The organism is Coprococcus comes ATCC 27758 (genome assembly GCF_025149785.1).
Classification (GTDB): Bacteria; Bacillota; Clostridia; order Lachnospirales; family Lachnospiraceae; genus Allocoprococcus; species Allocoprococcus comes.
In genome coordinates, this window is record NZ_CP102277.1 from 478,741 (window position 1) to 495,356 (window position 16,616).

27 protein-coding genes are annotated in these 16,616 nt (G+C 40.9%); 24 read left to right on the forward strand and 3 right to left on the reverse strand.

Annotation, left to right across the window (positions count from 1 at the left end; all coding sequences use genetic code 11):
* Positions 1-7: 7 nt before the first annotated feature.
* Positions 8-628: a TetR/AcrR family transcriptional regulator gene (locus NQ556_RS02525; protein WP_008372509.1), complete on the reverse strand. Its 621-nt coding sequence runs from the start codon at positions 626-628 to the stop codon at positions 8-10.
* Between the two features lie 196 nt (positions 629-824).
* On the opposite strand from NQ556_RS02525, the gene NQ556_RS02530 reads away from it, so the two are divergent.
* Entirely contained in the window at positions 825-3,044 is a 2,220-nt protein-coding gene (locus NQ556_RS02530) for a methyl-accepting chemotaxis protein (protein WP_044999020.1), read from the forward strand.
* A 429-nt stretch (positions 3,045-3,473) separates the two neighbouring features.
* On the opposite strand, the gene NQ556_RS02535 is transcribed toward NQ556_RS02530, so the two are convergent.
* Positions 3,474-3,665, reverse strand: a complete 192-nt coding sequence (locus NQ556_RS02535) for a hypothetical protein (RefSeq protein WP_008372514.1) — start codon at positions 3,663-3,665, stop codon at positions 3,474-3,476.
* Positions 3,666-4,090: 425 nt separating this feature from the next.
* Positions 4,091-4,633, reverse strand: a complete 543-nt coding sequence (locus NQ556_RS02540; protein WP_008372517.1) for a nitroreductase family protein — start codon at positions 4,631-4,633, stop codon at positions 4,091-4,093.
* Positions 4,634-5,104: 471 nt separating this feature from the next.
* Between NQ556_RS02540 and rpsJ the strand changes: the two genes are divergently transcribed.
* From rpsJ to NQ556_RS02655, 23 genes are all read left to right on the forward strand, one after another.
* Positions 5,105-5,422, forward strand: coding sequence for a 30S ribosomal protein S10 (rpsJ, locus tag NQ556_RS02545; RefSeq protein WP_008372521.1), 318 nt, complete (start codon positions 5,105-5,107; stop codon positions 5,420-5,422).
* Between the two features lie 90 nt (positions 5,423-5,512).
* Positions 5,513-6,193: a 50S ribosomal protein L3 gene (gene rplC / locus NQ556_RS02550; RefSeq protein ID WP_008372522.1), complete on the forward strand. Its 681-nt coding sequence runs from the start codon at positions 5,513-5,515 to the stop codon at positions 6,191-6,193.
* Positions 6,194-6,223: 30 nt separating this feature from the next.
* Positions 6,224-6,844: a 50S ribosomal protein L4 gene (gene rplD / locus NQ556_RS02555; RefSeq protein WP_008372524.1), complete on the forward strand. Its 621-nt coding sequence runs from the start codon at positions 6,224-6,226 to the stop codon at positions 6,842-6,844.
* Complete coding sequence (gene rplW, locus NQ556_RS02560; RefSeq protein WP_008372525.1) at positions 6,844-7,149, forward strand: 50S ribosomal protein L23; 306 nt, start codon at positions 6,844-6,846, stop codon at positions 7,147-7,149. The genes rplD and rplW overlap by 1 nt, the downstream gene beginning before the upstream one ends.
* A gap of 69 nt (positions 7,150-7,218) precedes the next feature.
* The gene (gene rplB, locus NQ556_RS02565) at positions 7,219-8,061 is read left to right on the forward strand and encodes a 50S ribosomal protein L2 (RefSeq protein ID WP_022220192.1); all 843 of its coding nucleotides are present in this window, start codon (positions 7,219-7,221) and stop codon (positions 8,059-8,061) included.
* Between the two features lie 25 nt (positions 8,062-8,086).
* Positions 8,087-8,368 carry a 30S ribosomal protein S19 gene (gene rpsS / locus NQ556_RS02570; protein ID WP_008372528.1) on the forward strand — a complete coding sequence of 94 codons (282 nt, stop codon included), beginning with the start codon at positions 8,087-8,089 and terminating at the stop codon, positions 8,366-8,368.
* 31 nt (positions 8,369-8,399) lie between these two features.
* Positions 8,400-8,786: a 50S ribosomal protein L22 gene (rplV, locus tag NQ556_RS02575; protein ID WP_008372530.1), complete on the forward strand. Its 387-nt coding sequence runs from the start codon at positions 8,400-8,402 to the stop codon at positions 8,784-8,786.
* 11 nt (positions 8,787-8,797) lie between these two features.
* Positions 8,798-9,454 carry a 30S ribosomal protein S3 gene (gene rpsC / locus NQ556_RS02580; RefSeq protein ID WP_008372532.1) on the forward strand — a complete coding sequence of 219 codons (657 nt, stop codon included), beginning with the start codon at positions 8,798-8,800 and terminating at the stop codon, positions 9,452-9,454.
* Positions 9,454-9,891 (forward strand): 50S ribosomal protein L16, encoded by a 438-nt coding sequence (gene rplP, locus NQ556_RS02585; protein ID WP_008372535.1) that lies wholly within the window; start codon positions 9,454-9,456, stop codon positions 9,889-9,891. Before rpsC ends, rplP begins: the two co-directional genes overlap by 1 nt.
* Positions 9,881-10,087 (forward strand): 50S ribosomal protein L29, encoded by a 207-nt coding sequence (gene rpmC, locus NQ556_RS02590; RefSeq protein ID WP_008372537.1) that lies wholly within the window; start codon positions 9,881-9,883, stop codon positions 10,085-10,087. Before rplP ends, rpmC begins: the two co-directional genes overlap by 11 nt.
* A gap of 29 nt (positions 10,088-10,116) precedes the next feature.
* Positions 10,117-10,371, forward strand: a complete 255-nt coding sequence (gene rpsQ, locus NQ556_RS02595) for a 30S ribosomal protein S17 (RefSeq protein ID WP_022220191.1) — start codon at positions 10,117-10,119, stop codon at positions 10,369-10,371.
* A 36-nt stretch (positions 10,372-10,407) separates the two neighbouring features.
* Positions 10,408-10,776, forward strand: coding sequence for a 50S ribosomal protein L14 (rplN, locus tag NQ556_RS02600; RefSeq protein WP_008372541.1), 369 nt, complete (start codon positions 10,408-10,410; stop codon positions 10,774-10,776).
* 12 nt (positions 10,777-10,788) lie between these two features.
* Positions 10,789-11,100, forward strand: a complete 312-nt coding sequence (gene rplX / locus NQ556_RS02605; RefSeq protein WP_022220190.1) for a 50S ribosomal protein L24 — start codon at positions 10,789-10,791, stop codon at positions 11,098-11,100.
* A gap of 23 nt (positions 11,101-11,123) precedes the next feature.
* Positions 11,124-11,663: a 50S ribosomal protein L5 gene (gene rplE, locus NQ556_RS02610; protein WP_008372545.1), complete on the forward strand. Its 540-nt coding sequence runs from the start codon at positions 11,124-11,126 to the stop codon at positions 11,661-11,663.
* Between the two features lie 13 nt (positions 11,664-11,676).
* Positions 11,677-11,862, forward strand: a complete 186-nt coding sequence (locus tag NQ556_RS02615; RefSeq protein WP_008372546.1) for a type Z 30S ribosomal protein S14 — start codon at positions 11,677-11,679, stop codon at positions 11,860-11,862.
* 19 nt (positions 11,863-11,881) lie between these two features.
* Complete coding sequence (rpsH, locus tag NQ556_RS02620) at positions 11,882-12,283, forward strand: 30S ribosomal protein S8 (protein WP_008372548.1); 402 nt, start codon at positions 11,882-11,884, stop codon at positions 12,281-12,283.
* Between the two features lie 133 nt (positions 12,284-12,416).
* On the forward strand, positions 12,417-12,959 hold the full coding sequence (rplF, locus tag NQ556_RS02625) for a 50S ribosomal protein L6 (RefSeq protein ID WP_008372550.1): 543 nt from the start codon (positions 12,417-12,419) through the stop codon (positions 12,957-12,959).
* A 19-nt stretch (positions 12,960-12,978) separates the two neighbouring features.
* On the forward strand, positions 12,979-13,347 hold the full coding sequence (gene rplR / locus NQ556_RS02630; RefSeq protein ID WP_008372552.1) for a 50S ribosomal protein L18: 369 nt from the start codon (positions 12,979-12,981) through the stop codon (positions 13,345-13,347).
* Positions 13,348-13,362: 15 nt separating this feature from the next.
* Complete coding sequence (gene rpsE, locus NQ556_RS02635; RefSeq protein ID WP_008372554.1) at positions 13,363-13,872, forward strand: 30S ribosomal protein S5; 510 nt, start codon at positions 13,363-13,365, stop codon at positions 13,870-13,872.
* A 13-nt stretch (positions 13,873-13,885) separates the two neighbouring features.
* Positions 13,886-14,068 (forward strand): 50S ribosomal protein L30, encoded by a 183-nt coding sequence (gene rpmD, locus NQ556_RS02640; RefSeq protein ID WP_008372557.1) that lies wholly within the window; start codon positions 13,886-13,888, stop codon positions 14,066-14,068.
* A gap of 22 nt (positions 14,069-14,090) precedes the next feature.
* A complete protein-coding gene (rplO, locus tag NQ556_RS02645; RefSeq protein WP_008372558.1) occupies positions 14,091-14,531 on the forward strand; it encodes a 50S ribosomal protein L15 in 441 nt (146 codons plus the stop codon).
* On the forward strand, positions 14,531-15,883 hold the full coding sequence (gene secY / locus NQ556_RS02650) for a preprotein translocase subunit SecY (protein WP_022220189.1): 1,353 nt from the start codon (positions 14,531-14,533) through the stop codon (positions 15,881-15,883). Before rplO ends, secY begins: the two co-directional genes overlap by 1 nt.
* An 86-nt stretch (positions 15,884-15,969) precedes the next feature.
* The gene (locus tag NQ556_RS02655) at positions 15,970-16,614 is read left to right on the forward strand and encodes an adenylate kinase (RefSeq protein ID WP_022220188.1); all 645 of its coding nucleotides are present in this window, start codon (positions 15,970-15,972) and stop codon (positions 16,612-16,614) included.
* The last annotated feature ends 2 nt before the right edge of the window (positions 16,615-16,616 follow it).

The following is a 16,616-nucleotide window of genomic DNA, read 5'->3' on the forward strand; positions in this document are numbered from 1 at the left end:
TTGCTGTTTAATTTTCTGCGGTATCTTCGATAATATGGTTGCGGATGATCGCGCGGATACTTTCGTTAAGATATGGCTTCAATTCTTCAAACGACATCGGATCGTTGTCCAGAATCGTGCTGTATGAAGTAGAACTTGCAAGTTCTATGATCAGAAACAGCATAGTTTCCGGCGCACGAAGTTTGATTGTCGGATGATCCAGAAGGATATTACTAAAATATGCAAGAATTTCACCCTCATCATCCTGCATATTATTGGTGATAGCCTGTCTGAAAATGCCCCAGCTGAGATTCTTAGAGATAAATCTCAGAATCAGTTTATTTTTCTGCATGGCATTTAAAACGTAATCTACAATAAAAATAATCTTATCTTCGAATTCGGGGATGTCGGCTGTCTCCAGAGCTTTGTGTGCTCTCTGGAAAAGTCGGCTGGCTGTCCGTGCGATCAGCCGGTCGCGTATCTCGTATTTGTCTGCAAAATATAAATAGAATGTTCCCTTCGCAACTCCGGCCTTTTTTGCTATATCGCTGATTGATGTTTTCTCAATTCCCTGATTCAGAAATAAATCGTATGCGCTTTGAAAGAGAGCATCCATTTTCTGATGCTTGTTTTCATCTACTTTTCCCATGATTCATTCCTCTTTTCCTTTGAATTATCTTTATTATAAAATCAAAATGACTCAGAGTCAACTTTTTTGTAGAAAAATATTGACTTGTGGTCATTTTTGAGTTATAGTAAGTGCGAGCTAGAAAATGACCAGTAGTCAAAAAGAAGAAAGCATACCGACAGGAAAGTCAGTAGAGGCTTACAGGAGGTTTTTAAACATGAAGAACAGGGAATACAGAGTATTAGTTACACTTGCACTTATGGCATCACTTGTAGTTGGAAATATTGCAGGAACATCTGTAAATGTACAGGCGGCAGATAATAAAGATAAAAGCACAGAGACAAAGAAAACAAGCGAAACAAAAACAAGCAGCAGCGCAACACCTGCAAAAGATGAGACTGTATATGTAAAAGTAGATGACGCAGGAAACCAGAAAGATGTTACGGTATCGGATCAGCTGAAAAATATTTCGAGTCTTGGAACCATTGATGATGTATCAGATCTGAAAGATATCAAGAATGTAAAAGGTGATGAAACCTTTTCTGAAAATAACGGTAAACTGGTATGGCAGGGAGATAAGAAAGATATCTGCTATCAGGGAACAACCACAAAGAAGATTCCTGTAGGAATGAAGGTTACTTATGAACTTGACGGAAAGAAAGTCAGCGCAGATGATCTGGAAGGAAAGAGTGGACACTTAAAGATTCATTATGAATATCAGAATACAAGTGCTGACAGCGGGAAATACACACCATTTTTGATGGCAACCGGGCTTCTGATGGATGGCGAGAAATTCTCAAATGTAACTGTTGACAATGGGAAAGTAATCTCAGATGGTGACAGAGATATCGTGATCGGAATGGGACTTCCACAGTTGAAAGAACAGCTTACATCAGTTAGCAGCAAGGTGGATGATCTGGATATCCCGGATTCCTTTACAGTAGAAGCAGATGTGACAGATTACGAAAAAGTAGAAGCCGTTACAGTTGCAACAAACGAAGTGTTCAATGAAGTAGGTACCGATAAATTTGACAGCTTGGATGAACTGAAGGATTCTATGACAGAACTACAAGATGCATCGAACAAACTTGTCAGCGGCTCCGGACAGTTGAAAGATGGACTGGATACACTGCTTTCTTCATCAGGAACACTGGTAAGCGGAATTGATCAGCTGGCAAGTGGCGGAAATACATTGGCTAGCGGAACTGGTAGTCTGGTGAGTGGAGCGAATACGCTTGCAGATGGAAGTAAGAGTCTTGCGAATGGAACAAGCCAGTTGGCAAGCGGAGCGGAAAGTTTGAATGCAGGAGCAGCACAGGTAGCAACAGGTGCAAAGAGTGCAAAAGACGGAGCTGGACAGCTTGAAAGTGGAGCACAGGCATTAAATGATGGTATTGCACAGATGCAGAATCAGGTTGGAGTAGGAGTAAATTCATTAAATAGTGGTGTGAGACAGTTGAGTGATGGAATCAGTAAGGCAAAAGAAGGTGCGACAAGTCTTGAAAATGGAGCAACACAGGTCGAAACAGGAGCAACACAAGTAAGTGGTGGAGTTGCACAGGCGCAGACAGGTGCAACTACATTGCAACAGTCGCTAGTAGACATTGCTGGTGGAAATGATAATTCAGCAATGGTTGCGGCGTTGGAAAGTTTATCGCATACGGCTACACCAGAACAGCAGGAGGTATTGAACAGCGTTATAGCTGGTATGGAGGAACAGAATAAAAAGGTTAATGATGGCATTAACCAGGCGGCAGAAAAAGCAGGTAATTTGTCGATCAGTCTTGGAACACTTGGAGAAGGAGCGAAACAGGTGGCAGATGGGGGCGCAAGTTTACAGACAGGAGCTGGAACATTAGTGGAAGGACTTAAAGAGCTTGGAACAGGTGCAAACCAGTTACAGACCGGTGTTGAAAATATGGCAACCCAGCTTTCAGATGGAACCAAACAGCTTTCAGATGGAACCGGAGCATTACTTGCAGGAACACAGAGCCTTAATTCAGGACTTGGAACATTAAGCGCAGGGGCAGGACAGGTGAGTGAAGGAAGCGCAGCTCTCAGCACAAACATGAAGACAGCAAATGCAGGAGCACAGTCAGTAGCAAGTGGTGCAGGTCAGCTGGCAAGCGGTGCATCCCAGCTCAACAGCGGAGCAGGAGCTCTGTCAACAGGTCTGAACACTCTCCAGAGCAGCACGGGCGCACTGGTATCCGGTGTAGAACAGCTTGATTCCGGAGCAGCTGAACTGAACAGTGGTATGATCCAGTTCAACGAAGAAGGAATTGAAAAGCTGGTAAGTGTATTTGATGGAGATGTTGATTCGCTTCTGGATAAGGCGAACGAACTTCTGGATGCGTCCAAAGAATACAAGAACTTTTCTGGAATCGCAGACGGAATGGACGGAAGCGTAAAATTCATTTTCGTGAGTGATAAATAATAGATGAATAATGGATAGAAGATGGGAGACGGGTTTTTAATCTGTCTCCTTTTCGCATATTGATTTACTTTTGAACTTTGCAATTTTGAATCAAGTACTTGAGCTTGTTGTATTGATTTGTTTTTGAATTTTACAATTCTAAGTCAAGCATTTAAGATTATTATATTGATTGGTTGGGGCTTTTTCTAATTTTAAATCAAGTTTTCAACCTCGTTTTATTGATTTACTTTTAATATTTGCGATTTAAAGTCAAAAATTTCATCTATTTGTATTGATTTGATTTTTGATTTTGCAATTCAAGATCAAAATTCGTGTTCCACAATCATCCTTTGGAAACGTAAGATGTGTATAAAAAATATGAATGAAAAAATGCCGGGAAGTCAAAGAAGCTTTCCCGGCATAAATATCTGTATTTATTTAACAAAAAATCTAGTACCGCAACTGTATCCCCTGCTCCTCAATCCAGTCTTCGAGTTCATCCTGGGAATCAGCGGCCCATTCGGAGTTGGAGCCTGCTTTGAATTCGTCTTTCAGATCTTCCTGCACCAGCTCTTTTGAAAATACGGGTTTCTCGTCTGTACGGGGATCTTTTGGGTTATCTATTGGTCTTGAACTACTCATATTTTCACGTCTCCTTTACATTTGGATAGAAAAAACATGACCCCTCGAGGTCATGTCTTTTCTTTTTGGTATGTCATTGAGAGGTTTTTCCTCGTTGCATTGCAGTTTGCCTTATATACAAAGCTGGGGAATGCTCCTACAAAGAGGATGTATATATAAATTGGAGTTTTATCATTGCAAGATCATTCTTGGGGGAAACGACCGGCAACAATATAACTGCAATAACAACCAATGTTGTAGCTTAATCAAGTTTTTATTAAAAAGCGGTATCCTTGTGTTGGAAACCGCCCTTGGTTTAGCTCTCTGATTAAGTTGGTTACACTATATCACTTTATCACGGTAGTGTCAACAAGAAAATGGTAAATTTATGAATAAATTATGCACTAAAATCTGTACAAAGCGGTCAAGCGTACGTCTACTGTAGATTAGCGGTACTGGATCAGTTCCTGGACAGGTTTACGTGCTGGTGCGGTCGGTTGGATGGCCGGATGACCGATCGCAATCAGGGCAGATACATTCAGAGTATCGTCAAGACCAAGTAGTTCTTTTACCTTTACCTCATCGAAAATACCCATGACAACCGAACCGATTCCGCATTCATGAGCAGCGAGCTGGAAGGTCTGCGCAGCGATACCGGCATCAAACATTTCCCATTTATCCTTTTTTGAGGTGGAATAAGCTCCGTCCTTTTCGTAACCGCTTTTCCCCGGAACGGAAGCGAGAACAACCAATACCGGTGCACCAAGAATGATGCCTGTATTCCATTCAAATCCCATGACAGCTTCTTTGGCAATTTTGTTTTTGAGAGCTGTTTCTTCTATTATAATATATCTTGCTGTCTGCGTATTCTTCCAGGATGGAGCGTAGGCACTTGCTTCTACGATTTTCTCGATCACTTCATGTGAGACAGGATCCTCTGTAAATTTGCGGATCGTTCTTCTTGTTTTGATTGCATCTAATGTCTGCATAATATGCGTCCTCCTTCTATTTTATATAAGATGATGTGGGGAAAGATCGAAAGACAGGCTGCATTTAGCGAAGAAGCCTATGGATCTGGTACCCCGCTGAATATGAGAATATTATACCGCAAAAAGGGAATAAGAAAAATAGCACAAAAGGAGAAGATTTTTCAAGAAAATTTTGTATGAAAAAAAGTACAAAAAATAAAATAAAATGCTTGCAAAATGCAGAAACATCGGGTATACTAAAAAAGCTGTGACATGATAGCAAAGAAGCGCGAGGTTGCTGCCGAGAAGAATGGCAGGTTTTCCGTGGAGCGAATGTCAAGTTAGGAAACTGGCGACAAGTCACTGTACGAAATCATAACAGCTGCTGAGATGCAGTAACAACGTGTGAGTTTCTCACGACACACACGGGGAAGTGTACAGTCACCGCTTGTCGTACTGAGGTTTAAGTACGAAAAGGAGGCGACTTTTTTTATGGCAAGTCAAGTAATGAGAATCACATTGAAGGCATATGATCATCAGCTTGTAGATGCATCTGCCAAGAAAATTATCGAAACTGTAAAGAAAAATGGAGCAAAGGTTAGCGGACCGGTACCGCTTCCGACAAAGAAGGAAGTTGTAACAATTTTAAGAGCGGTTCACAAATACAAAGATTCCAGAGAACAGTTCGAACAGAGAACTCATAAGAGACTGATCGATATCATTGCACCGACACAGAAGACTGTAGATGCTCTGTCAAGACTGGAAATGCCAGCTGGTGTATACATCGATATCAAAATGAAGAACAAATAAGTTCTAATAAATTAAAACACAGTAGTTCCTAATATTTAGGATGAACACCCATAAGGGCGTTCCGCTGTAAATCACAGGAGGTAAAATAAAATGAAGAAAGCTATCTTAGCTACCAAAGTCGGAATGACTCAAATCTTCAACGAAGATGGAGTACTTACTCCGGTAACTGTTCTTCAGGCTGGACCATGTGTTGTAACACAGATCAAAACCGTTGAAAATGACGGATACAGCGCAGTTCAGGTTGGATTCGTTGACAAGAAAGACAAAATTGTTAACGTTGACAAGAACGGAAAGAAAGAAATCGTGCACAGACACGGTGTTACAAAGGCTGAAAAAGGACACTTTGATAAAGCTGGAGTAACAGGAAAGAGATTTGTAAAAGAATTCAAATTCGAGAACGCTGATGAATATCAGTTAGCTCAGGAAATTAAAGCAGATATCTTTGAAGCTGGCGACAAAGTAGACGCAACAGCAATTTCCAAAGGTAAAGGATTCCAGGGTGCTATCAAGAGACACAACCAGCACAGAGGACCTATGGCTCACGGTTCTAAGTTCCATCGTCATGCTGGTTCCAACGGTGCTGCATCTGACCCGAGTAAAGTATTTAAGGGCAAAAAGATGCCAGGACACATGGGAGCAAAGAAGATTACAATTCAGAACCTTGAAATCGTAAGAGTAGACGTTGAAAACAACCTTCTTCTGGTTAAGGGCGCAGTTCCGGGACCGAAGAAATCTCTTGTAACGATTAAAGAATCTGTAAAATCTATCTAAGATTGGCACTAGGAAAGGAGGAACATACAGATGGCAAACGTATCTGTTTACAATATCGAAGGTAAAGAAGTTGGAACAATCGACTTAAATGATGCTGTATTCGGTGTAGAAGTAAACGAACACCTTGTACACATGGCAGTTGTAAGCCAGCTTGCAAATAAACGTCAGGGAACACAGAAAGCGAAAACTCGTTCAGAAGTTTCCGGCGGCGGAAGAAAACCATGGAGACAGAAAGGTACCGGTCATGCAAGACAGGGATCTACAAGAGCTCCGCAGTGGACAGGCGGTGGAGTAGTATTCGCTCCGACACCGAGAGATTACTCTTTCAAACTTAACAAGAAAGAAAGAAGAGCAGCTCTCAAATCCGCTCTGACATCAAGAGTAGAAGAAAAGAAATTCATCGTTGTTGATGAAATTAACTTTGATGAAATCAAGACAAAGAAATTCCAGGATGTTCTTAATAACCTGTCAGTATCCAAAGCTCTCGTAGTTCTGGAAGACGGAAACAAGAATGCAGAACTTTCAGCTAGAAACATTGCTGATGTTAAAACTGCTAAGACAAACACAATCAATGTGTATGACATCCTGAAATACAATACAGTAATCGCAACTAAGGCTGCTGTACAGGCAATCGAGGAGGTGTACGCATAATGGCAAACATTCAGTATTATGATGTAATCCTTAAACCGGTAGTAACCGAAAAGACAATGGCTCTTATGGCTGACAAGAAATACACATTCCTTGTACACACAGAAGCTAATAAGACTCAGATCAAAGAAGCTGTAGAAAAAATGTTCCCAGGAACAAAAGTTGCTGGCGTTAACACAATCAACATGGACGGAAAGAACAAACGAGTTCGCGGAACCATGACATTCGGAAAAACAGCTAAGACAAAGAAAGCAATCGTTCAGCTGACAGAAGAATCAGCAGAGATCGAAATCTTCCAGGGACTGTAAGAAACTGGAACCTAAACGGTGCAAATCCGTGACAAAAATAACTAGCAAAATGCGAAAGGAGATAGAGTAATGGGAATTAAAACATACCGCCCATATACACCTTCCAGAAGACATATGACCGGCTCTGATTTCTCAGAAATCACAAAAGCAACACCGGAGAAATCTTTAGTAGTTTCTCTGAGCAAGACTGCCGGACGTAACAATCAGGGTAAAATCACTGTTAGACACCGCGGAGGCGGAGTTAAGAGAAAATATAGAGTAATCGACTTCAAACGTAAAAAAGACGGAATTCCGGCAACTGTAATCGGAATCGAATACGATCCGAACAGAAGTGCTAACATCGCACTTATCTGCTACGCTGATGGAGAAAAAGCTTACATCATCGCACCAGAAGGACTTACAGACGGAATGAAAGTTATGAACGGACCGGAAGCAGAAGTAAGAGTAGGAAACTGCCTGCCACTTTCAGCTATCCCGGTTGGTACACAGGTTCATAACATTGAGCTTCATCCTGGAAAAGGCGGACAGATGGTTCGTTCAGCAGGAAACAGCGCACAGCTCATGGCTAAAGAAGGAAAGTATGCAACACTTCGTCTTCCTTCAGGAGAAATGAGAATGGTTCCGATCGAATGCCGCGCATCAGTTGGTGTTGTTGGAAATGGCGATCACAACCTTGTAAACATTGGTAAAGCAGGACGTAAACGTCACATGGGTATCAGACCTACAGTTCGTGGTTCCGTTATGAACCCGAATGATCATCCGCATGGTGGTGGTGAAGGTAAGACTGGAATCGGTCGTCCGGGTCCGTGCACTCCTTGGGGTAAACCGGCACTTGGTCTTAAGACTCGTAAGAAAAACAAACAGTCTAACAAGCTGATCATCAGAAGAAAAGACGGTAGAGGAATCAAATAGTTAATTTTCAAGGAGGTTAGAACCTATGGCTCGTTCACTTAAAAAAGGACCATTCGCAGACGCAAGCCTGCTTAAGAAAGTGGAAGCAATGAACGCATCAGGAGACAAGGGTGTTATCAAAACATGGTCTCGTCGTTCTACAATCTTCCCGATTATGGTTGGACATACAATCGCAGTTCATGATGGAAGAAAACATGTTCCGGTATATGTAACAGAAGATATGGTTGGACATAAACTCGGAGAGTTCGTAGCAACCAGAACATACAGAGGACATGGAAAAGACGAAAAGAAATCGAAAGTTAGATAATATTTAACGTATTGAAAGGAGGTTTCATCCCATGGCAAAAGGACATAGAAGTCAAATTAAGAGAGAAAGAAATGCAAACAAGGACACCAGACCTTCAGCTAAGTTATCTTACGCCAGAGTTTCTGTTCAGAAAGCATGCTTCGTATTAGATGCCATCAGAGGTAAGGATGTAACAACAGCGCTTGGTATTTTAACATACAATCCAAGATACGCTTCAAGCATTATAAAGAAATTATTGGAATCAGCTATCGCAAATGCTGAGAATAACAACGGTATGAGTGTTGAAAACCTTTATATTGAGGAATGCTACGCAAATAAAGGACCAACAATGAAGAGAATCAGACCGAGAGCACAGGGCAGAGCTTACAGAATCGAAAAGAGAATGAGTCATATTACACTTGTGCTTAATGAAAGATAAGGAGGGCAATAATGGGACAGAAAGTTAATCCTCATGGCTTAAGAGTCGGTGTTATCAAAGACTGGGACTCTAAATGGTATGCAGAAAAAGATTTTGCTGACTATTTAGTAGAAGATCATAAAATCAGAAAATTTCTGAAGAATAAATTATACAGCGCAGGAGTTTCTAAGATTGAAATCGAAAGAGCTTCTGATCGTGTTAAGATCATCGTTTATACTGCTAAACCGGGTGTTGTAATCGGTAAAGGCGGTTCTGAGATCGAAAAAGTAAAAGCTGAACTTCAGAAAATGACAGATAAGAAAGTTATCGTTGACATCAAAGAAGTAAAAAGACCTGACAAAGATGCTCAGCTCGTTGCTGAAAACATCGCACAGCAGCTGGAAAATCGTATTTCCTTCCGTCGTGCAATGAAATCTTGCATGTCAAGAACTATGAAATCAGGAGCACTTGGTGTTAAGACATCCGTATCCGGACGTCTCGGCGGAGCTGATATGGCTCGTACAGAGTTCTACAGCGAAGGAACTATTCCGCTTCAGACACTGAGAGCAGACATTGACTATGGCTTCGCTGAAGCAGACACAACTTACGGAAAAGTTGGTGTTAAGGTATGGATTTACAAAGGCGAAGTACTTCCAACAAAGGCAGGTAAGGAAGGGAGCGATAAATAATGTTAATGCCAAAAAGAGTAAAACGTAGAAAACAGTTCCGTGGCTCCATGAAAGGTAAAGCATTAAGAGGAAACAAGATCACGAACGGTGAATATGGTCTTGTAGCAATGGAACCATGTTGGATCAGATCTAACCAGATTGAAGCTGCCCGTATCGCTATGACACGTTACATCAAACGTGGTGGTAAGGTTTGGATCAAGATCTTCCCTGATAAACCAGTAACAACGAAACCGGCTGAGACACGTATGGGTTCTGGAAAAGGAACTCTTGAATACTGGGTAGCTGTAGTTAAGCCAGGACGTGTAATGTTCGAACTTGCAGGAGTACCTGAAGAAGTTGCGAAAGAAGCATTACGTCTTGCTATGCACAAATTACCATGTAAATGTAAAATCGTTTCTCGTGCAGACTTAGAAGGCGGTGATAACAGTGAAAATTAAGACATTTGTAGAAGATTTAAAAGCAAAATCTGTTGCAGAATTAAATGAAGAATTAGTAGCTGCTAAAAAGGAACTCTTCAATCTGAGATTCCAGAACGCAACAAATCAGTTAGATAATACAAGCAGAATCAAAGAAGTAAGAAAGAATATCGCAAGAATCCAGACAGTGATCACAGAAAAAAGCCAGAATGCTTAATTAGGTGATATTCAGAAAGGAGTATAACCGTGGAAAGAAACCTGAGAAAAACGAGAGTTGGTAAGGTTGTAAGCAACAAGATGGACAAGACAATCGTCGTTGCAGTAGAAGACCATGTAAAACATCCGCTTTACAATAAGATCGTAAAAAGAACTTACAAACTGAAAGCGCATGATGAAAATAATGAATGCAATATTGGTGATAGAGTAAAAGTTATGGAGACAAGACCGTTATCTAAAGATAAGAGATGGAGACTTGTTGAAATCGTAGAAAAAGTTAAATAGTTTGACTTTGATAAAAGTATAAGGAGGTTTACCTGCATGATACAGCAAGAAAGCAGATTAAAAGTAGCAGATAATACAGGTGCTAAAGAATTACTCTGTATCCGTGTATTAGGCGGTTCTACAAGAAGATATGCAGCTATCGGTGATGTAATCGTTGCTTCGGTTAAAGATGCAACACCAGGCGGCGTTGTTAAAAAAGGTGATGTCGTTAAAGCTGTAGTTGTTCGTACTGTAAACAGCACTCGTCGTAAAGATGGATCATACATCAGATTCGATGAAAATGCTGCTGTTATTATTAAAGATGACAAAAACCCAAAAGGAACTCGTATTTTTGGACCTGTAGCCAGAGAACTTCGTGAGAAACAGTTTATGAAAATTGTTTCACTGGCTCCGGAAGTACTGTAAGGAGGTTCGAGTATGTCAACAATGAAGATCAAAAAAGGCGATACCGTTAAAGTTATCGCTGGAAAAGATAAAGACAAAGAAGGCAAAGTAATCGCAGTAGATCAGAAAAACGGTACAGTCCTGGTAGAAGGCGTTAACATGAGAACAAAACATGCTAAACCAAGCGCTTCTAATCCGGAAGGCGGAATCCTTCATCAGGAAGGACCGATCGATGCATCTAACGTAATGTATGTTCACAAGGGAAAAGCTACAAGAGTAGGTTTCAAACTTGATGGAGACAAAAAAGTACGTGTTGCAAAATCAACAGGCGAAGTAATTGATTAGTTCTAGGAAGGAGGTCAAAGGCTTTGAGTAGACTTAAAGAACAGTACCAGAACGAGATCATTGACGCAATGATCAAAAAATTTGGTTATAAGAATATTATGGAAGTGCCGAAGCTCGACAAGGTTGTTATCAACATGGGCGTTGGCGAAGCAAAAGACAATGCAAAAGCATTAGACTCAGCTGTAGCTGATATGGAAAAGATCACTGGACAGAAAGCAGTTCTGACCAGAGCTAAAAATTCAGTAGCTAACTTCAAAATCCGTGAAGGAATGGCTATCGGATGCAAAGTTACTTTAAGAGGAGAAAAGATGTATGAGTTCGTTGATCGTCTCATCAACCTTGCACTGCCTCGTGTACGTGACTTTAGAGGAGTTAATCCGAACGCATTCGACGGAAGAGGTAACTACGCTCTTGGTATCAAGGAGCAGCTTATCTTCCCAGAAATCGAATATGATAAAGTAGATAAGGTTAGAGGTATGGATGTTATCTTCGTAACAACTGCTAATACAGACGAAGAAGCACGTGAATTGTTAACACAGTTCAACATGCCATTCACAAAATAAGGAGGAAATTTTCATGGCAAAGACAGCAATGAAACTGAAACAGCAGCGCAAACAGAAATTCTCTACAAGAGAATATAATCGTTGCAGAATCTGTGGACGTCCACATGCATATTTAAGAAAATATGGAATCTGCCGTGTATGCTTCCGTGAACTGGCATACAAAGGTGAAATTCCGGGCGTAAAGAAAGCAAGTTGGTAGAAAAGGAGGATAATCCACAATGACTATGAGTGATCCAATTGCAGATATGCTTACAAGAATCCGTAACGCAAACACTGCAAAACATGATACAGTAGATGTTCCGGCTTCAAAGATGAAGATCGCTATCGCTGACATTCTCGTTAACGAAGGATACATCACAAAATATGACATCGTAGAAGAAGGAAACTTCAACACAATCCGCATCACATTAAAATATGGTGCAGATAAGAACGAAAAAGTTATTTCTGGAATCAAAAAGATTTCTAAACCAGGTCTTCGTGTTTACGCTGGTAAAGACGAACTTCCGAGAGTACTTGGAGGACTTGGAACTGCAATCATCTCTACAAACCAGGGCGTGATTACAGACAAAGAAGCCAGAAAGCTCGGCGTAGGCGGAGAAGTTCTTTGCTTCGTATGGTAATAACCAGATAAAATGGAGAAAACGAATGAAATCATATTTCCTGTGATTTCATTCGATACTCAATAAATTGCAACTGAAAACAGAGCAGCCATAAGGTGCTGTTCCGAAAATGTAAGTGTAGGAGGTAAAAGGTATGTCACGTATCGGAAGACATCCAGTAGCGATCCCGGCAGGCGTAACTGTTGAAATCGCAGAGAAGAATGTAGTGACTGTTAAAGGTCCTAAGGGAACTCTCGTAAGAGAACTTCCAGTTGAAATGGAAATCAAAAAAGAAGGCGAAGAAGTTATCGTAACAAGACCGAACGATCTCAAGAAGATGAAATCTCTTCATGGTCTTACAAGAACACTGATCAACAACATGGTAATCGGTGTTACTGAAGGATATGAAAAAGTTCTTGAAGTAAACGGTGTAGGTTACAGAGCTTCCAAATCAGGAAACAAATTAACATTGAATTTGGGATACTCTCACCCGGTTGAGATGGAAGATCCGGAAGGAATCGAAACTGTTCTTGACGGACAGAACAAAATCATCGTTAAGGGAATCAGTAAAGAAAAAGTTGGCCAGTACGCAGCTGAAATCAGAGATAAGAGAAGACCGGAACCTTATAAGGGCAAGGGAATCAAATATGCTGATGAAGTTATCAGACGTAAAGTTGGTAAAACTGGTAAAAAATAAGTAAGGAGAGTGTGAACAAATGGTTAGTAAGAAATCAAGAAGCGAAGTTCGTGTAAATAAACATAGAAAACTGCGTAACCGTTTCAGTGGTACAGCTGAAAGACCGCGTCTCGCTGTGTTTAGAAGTAATAATCATATGTATGCTCAGATTATTGACGATACAGTTGGAAACACTCTGGTTTCCGCTTCCACTCTTCAGAAAGATGTGAAAGCAGAACTGGAAAAAACCAACAACGTTGAAGCAGCAGCATACCTTGGAACAGTAATTGCAAAAAAAGCAATCGAGAAAGGTATCACTTCTGTTGTATTTGACAGAGGAGGATTTATCTATCACGGAAAAATCAAAGCATTAGCAGACGCAGCAAGAGAAGCTGGTTTGAATTTCTAGAAGGAGGACGGACACATGAAACAGGAACGTATTGATGCTAATCAGTTAGAACTTACCGAAAAAGTAGTATCAATCAAACGTGTTACCAAAGTTGTTAAGGGTGGTCGTAACATGAGATTCACAGCTTTAGTAGTTGTTGGCGACGGAAACGGCCATGTTGGTGCAGGTTTAGGAAAAGCAGCTGAAATTCCGGAAGCAATCCGCAAAGGAAAAGAAGATGCTATGAAGAAACTTATCAAAGTTACTTTAGATGAAAACGACAGTATTACACATGATTATATTGGAAAATTCGGAAGTGCTTCTGTACTTCTGAAAAAAGCTCCGGAAGGTACTGGTGTTATCGCAGGTGGACCGGCTCGTGCCGTAATCGAACTTGCAGGTATCAAGAACATCCGTACAAAATCTCTCGGATCTAACAACAAACAGAACGTAGTACTTGCTACTATCGAAGGTTTAAGTCAGCTGAAAGCTCCAGAAGACGTAGCTAAACTTCGCGGTAAAACTGTAGAAGAGATCTTAGGCTAGGGAGGAGATTACAATGGCAAATTTAAAAATCACATTAGTAAAATCAACAATCGGTGCTGTTCCGAAACACAGAAGAACAGTAGAAGCATTAGGCCTTAAGAAGGTTAATAAGACAGTTGTCCTTCCGGATAACGCTGCAACCAGAGGAATGGTTCAGCAGGTAAGACATCTGGTAAAAGTAGAAGAAGAAGCATAAATCTTAGATAGGAGGTGTCACAATGGACTTATCTAATTTAAGACCGGCTGACGGATCAAAACATAGCGATAATTTCAGAAGAGGTCGTGGACACGGCTCAGGAAATGGTAAGACTGCTGGTAAGGGACACAAAGGTCAGAAAGCTCGTTCTGGAGCTCCGAGACCAGGTTTCGAAGGTGGACAGATGCCATTATACAGACGTATTCCTAAGAGAGGTTTCACTTGCAGAAACTCTAAGGAAATCGTTGGAATCAATGTCAGTGCTCTTGAAGTATTTGACAACGATGCAGTAGTTTCTGTTGAAACTCTGATTGAAGCAGGAATCGTAAAACATGCCAGAGATGGTGTTAAAATTCTTGGAAATGGAGAGTTAACCAAAAAGCTTACTGTTCAGGCAAATGCATTCAGCGCAGGTGCTGTAGAAAAGATTGAAGCTGTTGGTGGAAAAGCAGAGGTGATCTAATGCTACAAACATTCCGTAAAGCATTTCAGATTGAAGACATACGGAGAAAAATATTGTATACCCTTGCAATGCTGTTTGTAGTAAGACTCGGATCTCAGCTTCCGACACCGGGAGTTGATCCGACCTATATTCAGAATTTCTTTGCGAACCAGACCGGTGATTCGTTTAACTTTTTTAACGCTTTCACCGGCGGTTCGTTTGAGACGATGTCCATCTTTGCATTGAGTATTACCCCGTATATCACATCTTCCATTATCATCCAGCTTCTTACAATTGCAATTCCAAAGCTTGAGGAAATGCAGAAAGAAGGGGAAGATGGAAGAAAGAAGCTTACCGCATTAACTCGTTATGTGACAGTTGTGCTTGCTCTGATTGAATCTACAGCTATGGCTGTTGGATTTGGACGTCAGGGACTTCTGGAAAAGTTCAATTTTGTAAATGCTACAATTGTAGTTCTTACATTAACTGCAGGATCTGCATTCCTTATGTGGATCGGGGAACGAATTACAGAAAAAGGAGTGGGAAATGGTATTTCTATTGTCCTGCTCATTAACATTTTATCACGCATTCCAAGTGATATGACCTCACTGTATGAGAAGTTCATCAGCGGCAAAGGTCTCGCCAGTGGAGGACTTGCAGCAATCATCATCATTGCAATCATTCTCGTACTTGTAGTATTTACGGTAATACTTCAGGATGCGGAGAGACGAATTCCGGTTCAGTATTCGCAGAAAGTACAGGGGAGAAAATCAGTAGGTGGACAGTCAACGAACATTCCGCTGAAGGTTAATACCGCCGGAGTAATTCCGGTTATTTTCGCTTCATCTATTATGCAGTTCCCGGTTGTAATTGCTTCATTTATGGGCAAGGGCAACGGAAAAGGCATCGGAAGTGAAATCCTCAGAGGCTTAAGTTCAGGAAACTGGTGTAATCCGAATAAGATTTACTATTCCTGGGGACTTATAGTATATATCGTACTTACGATTTTCTTTGCATATTTCTATACGAGCATTACTTTTAACCCGTTGGAAATTGCAAATAATATGAAAAAAAGCGGTGGATTTATCCCAGGTATCAGACCTGGAAAACCTACTGTGGACTACTTAAATAAGATATTAAATTATATTATCTTTATTGGTGCATGCGGACTTGTAATTGTACAGGTAATTCCGTTTGTGTTCAATGGTGTGTTTGGAGCGAATGTATCATTCGGTGGAACTTCTCTGATCATTATCATCGGTGTTGTTCTTGAGACACTCAAACAGATTGAGTCTCAGATGCTCGTTCGTAATTACACAGGATTTTTGAATGTCAAAGGAAAATCTATGAAAAATAGTTTTCTTGGATATTAAAACAATTGTAGCCCGTTGTCTTTTAGAGTATAATCAAAGACAACGGGCTCTTTTGCCATTATGACATTTGAAGGAGGAATAGTAAAATGAAAATCATTATGTTAGGTGCTCCTGGTGCAGGAAAAGGTACACAGGCAAAAAAAATTGCCGCTAAGTACGGAATTCCTCATATTTCAACAGGAGATATTTTCCGCGCAAATATTAAGAACGGAACTGAACTTGGAAAGAAAGCGAAGACTTATATGGATCAGGGACTTCTTGTTCCGGATGAATTGGTCGTAGATCTTGTAGTAGATCGTGTGAGTCAGGATGACTGTACGAAGGGATATGTACTGGACGGTTTCCCACGTACAATTCCACAGGCTGAGGCGCTTGATAAGGCACTGGAAGCGAAGGGACAGAAGATGGACTATGCAATCGATGTAGATGTTCCGGACGAGAATATTGTAAAGCGTATGGGTGGAAGACGCGCATGCGTAGGATGTGGCGCAACTTACCATCTTGTATATGCTGCACCGAAGAAAGACGGAATCTGTGATGTCTGCGGAGGAGAACTGATCCTTCGTGATGATGACAAACCGGAGACAGTTGAAAAGAGGCTGCATGTATATCATGATCAGACACAGCCGCTGATCGATTATTATACAAAAGCGGGAATTCTGAAAAGCGTTGATGGAACAGTGGATATGGAAGATGTATTCGGAGCCATTGTTTCTATATTAGGAGAGTAACA

Coding starts and splice junctions, on each gene's coding strand:
- NQ556_RS02530 (WP_044999020.1), top strand. CDS start 825: ATGAAGAACAGGGAATACAGAGTATTAGTTACACTTGCACTTATGGCA.
- rplC (WP_008372522.1), top strand. CDS start 5,513: ATGAAGAAAGCTATCTTAGCTACCAAAGTCGGAATGACTCAAATCTTC.
- secY (WP_022220189.1), top strand. CDS start 14,531: ATGCTACAAACATTCCGTAAAGCATTTCAGATTGAAGACATACGGAGA.
- rplX (WP_022220190.1), top strand. CDS start 10,789: ATGTCAACAATGAAGATCAAAAAAGGCGATACCGTTAAAGTTATCGCT.
- NQ556_RS02540 (WP_008372517.1), bottom strand. CDS start 4,633: ATGCAGACATTAGATGCAATCAAAACAAGAAGAACGATCCGCAAATTT.
- rplO (WP_008372558.1), top strand. CDS start 14,091: ATGGACTTATCTAATTTAAGACCGGCTGACGGATCAAAACATAGCGAT.
- NQ556_RS02535 (WP_008372514.1), bottom strand. CDS start 3,665: ATGAGTAGTTCAAGACCAATAGATAACCCAAAAGATCCCCGTACAGAC.
- rpsE (WP_008372554.1), top strand. CDS start 13,363: ATGAAACAGGAACGTATTGATGCTAATCAGTTAGAACTTACCGAAAAA.
- rpsH (WP_008372548.1), top strand. CDS start 11,882: ATGACTATGAGTGATCCAATTGCAGATATGCTTACAAGAATCCGTAAC.
- rpsS (WP_008372528.1), top strand. CDS start 8,087: ATGGCTCGTTCACTTAAAAAAGGACCATTCGCAGACGCAAGCCTGCTT.
- rplB (WP_022220192.1), top strand. CDS start 7,219: ATGGGAATTAAAACATACCGCCCATATACACCTTCCAGAAGACATATG.
- rplP (WP_008372535.1), top strand. CDS start 9,454: ATGTTAATGCCAAAAAGAGTAAAACGTAGAAAACAGTTCCGTGGCTCC.
- rplR (WP_008372552.1), top strand. CDS start 12,979: ATGGTTAGTAAGAAATCAAGAAGCGAAGTTCGTGTAAATAAACATAGA.
- rpmD (WP_008372557.1), top strand. CDS start 13,886: ATGGCAAATTTAAAAATCACATTAGTAAAATCAACAATCGGTGCTGTT.
- rplW (WP_008372525.1), top strand. CDS start 6,844: ATGGCAAACATTCAGTATTATGATGTAATCCTTAAACCGGTAGTAACC.
- rplN (WP_008372541.1), top strand. CDS start 10,408: ATGATACAGCAAGAAAGCAGATTAAAAGTAGCAGATAATACAGGTGCT.
- NQ556_RS02525 (WP_008372509.1), bottom strand. CDS start 628: ATGGGAAAAGTAGATGAAAACAAGCATCAGAAAATGGATGCTCTCTTT.
- rplF (WP_008372550.1), top strand. CDS start 12,417: ATGTCACGTATCGGAAGACATCCAGTAGCGATCCCGGCAGGCGTAACT.
- NQ556_RS02615 (WP_008372546.1), top strand. CDS start 11,677: ATGGCAAAGACAGCAATGAAACTGAAACAGCAGCGCAAACAGAAATTC.
- rplD (WP_008372524.1), top strand. CDS start 6,224: ATGGCAAACGTATCTGTTTACAATATCGAAGGTAAAGAAGTTGGAACA.
- rpsC (WP_008372532.1), top strand. CDS start 8,798: ATGGGACAGAAAGTTAATCCTCATGGCTTAAGAGTCGGTGTTATCAAA.
- rplV (WP_008372530.1), top strand. CDS start 8,400: ATGGCAAAAGGACATAGAAGTCAAATTAAGAGAGAAAGAAATGCAAAC.
- rpsJ (WP_008372521.1), top strand. CDS start 5,105: ATGGCAAGTCAAGTAATGAGAATCACATTGAAGGCATATGATCATCAG.
- NQ556_RS02655 (WP_022220188.1), top strand. CDS start 15,970: ATGAAAATCATTATGTTAGGTGCTCCTGGTGCAGGAAAAGGTACACAG.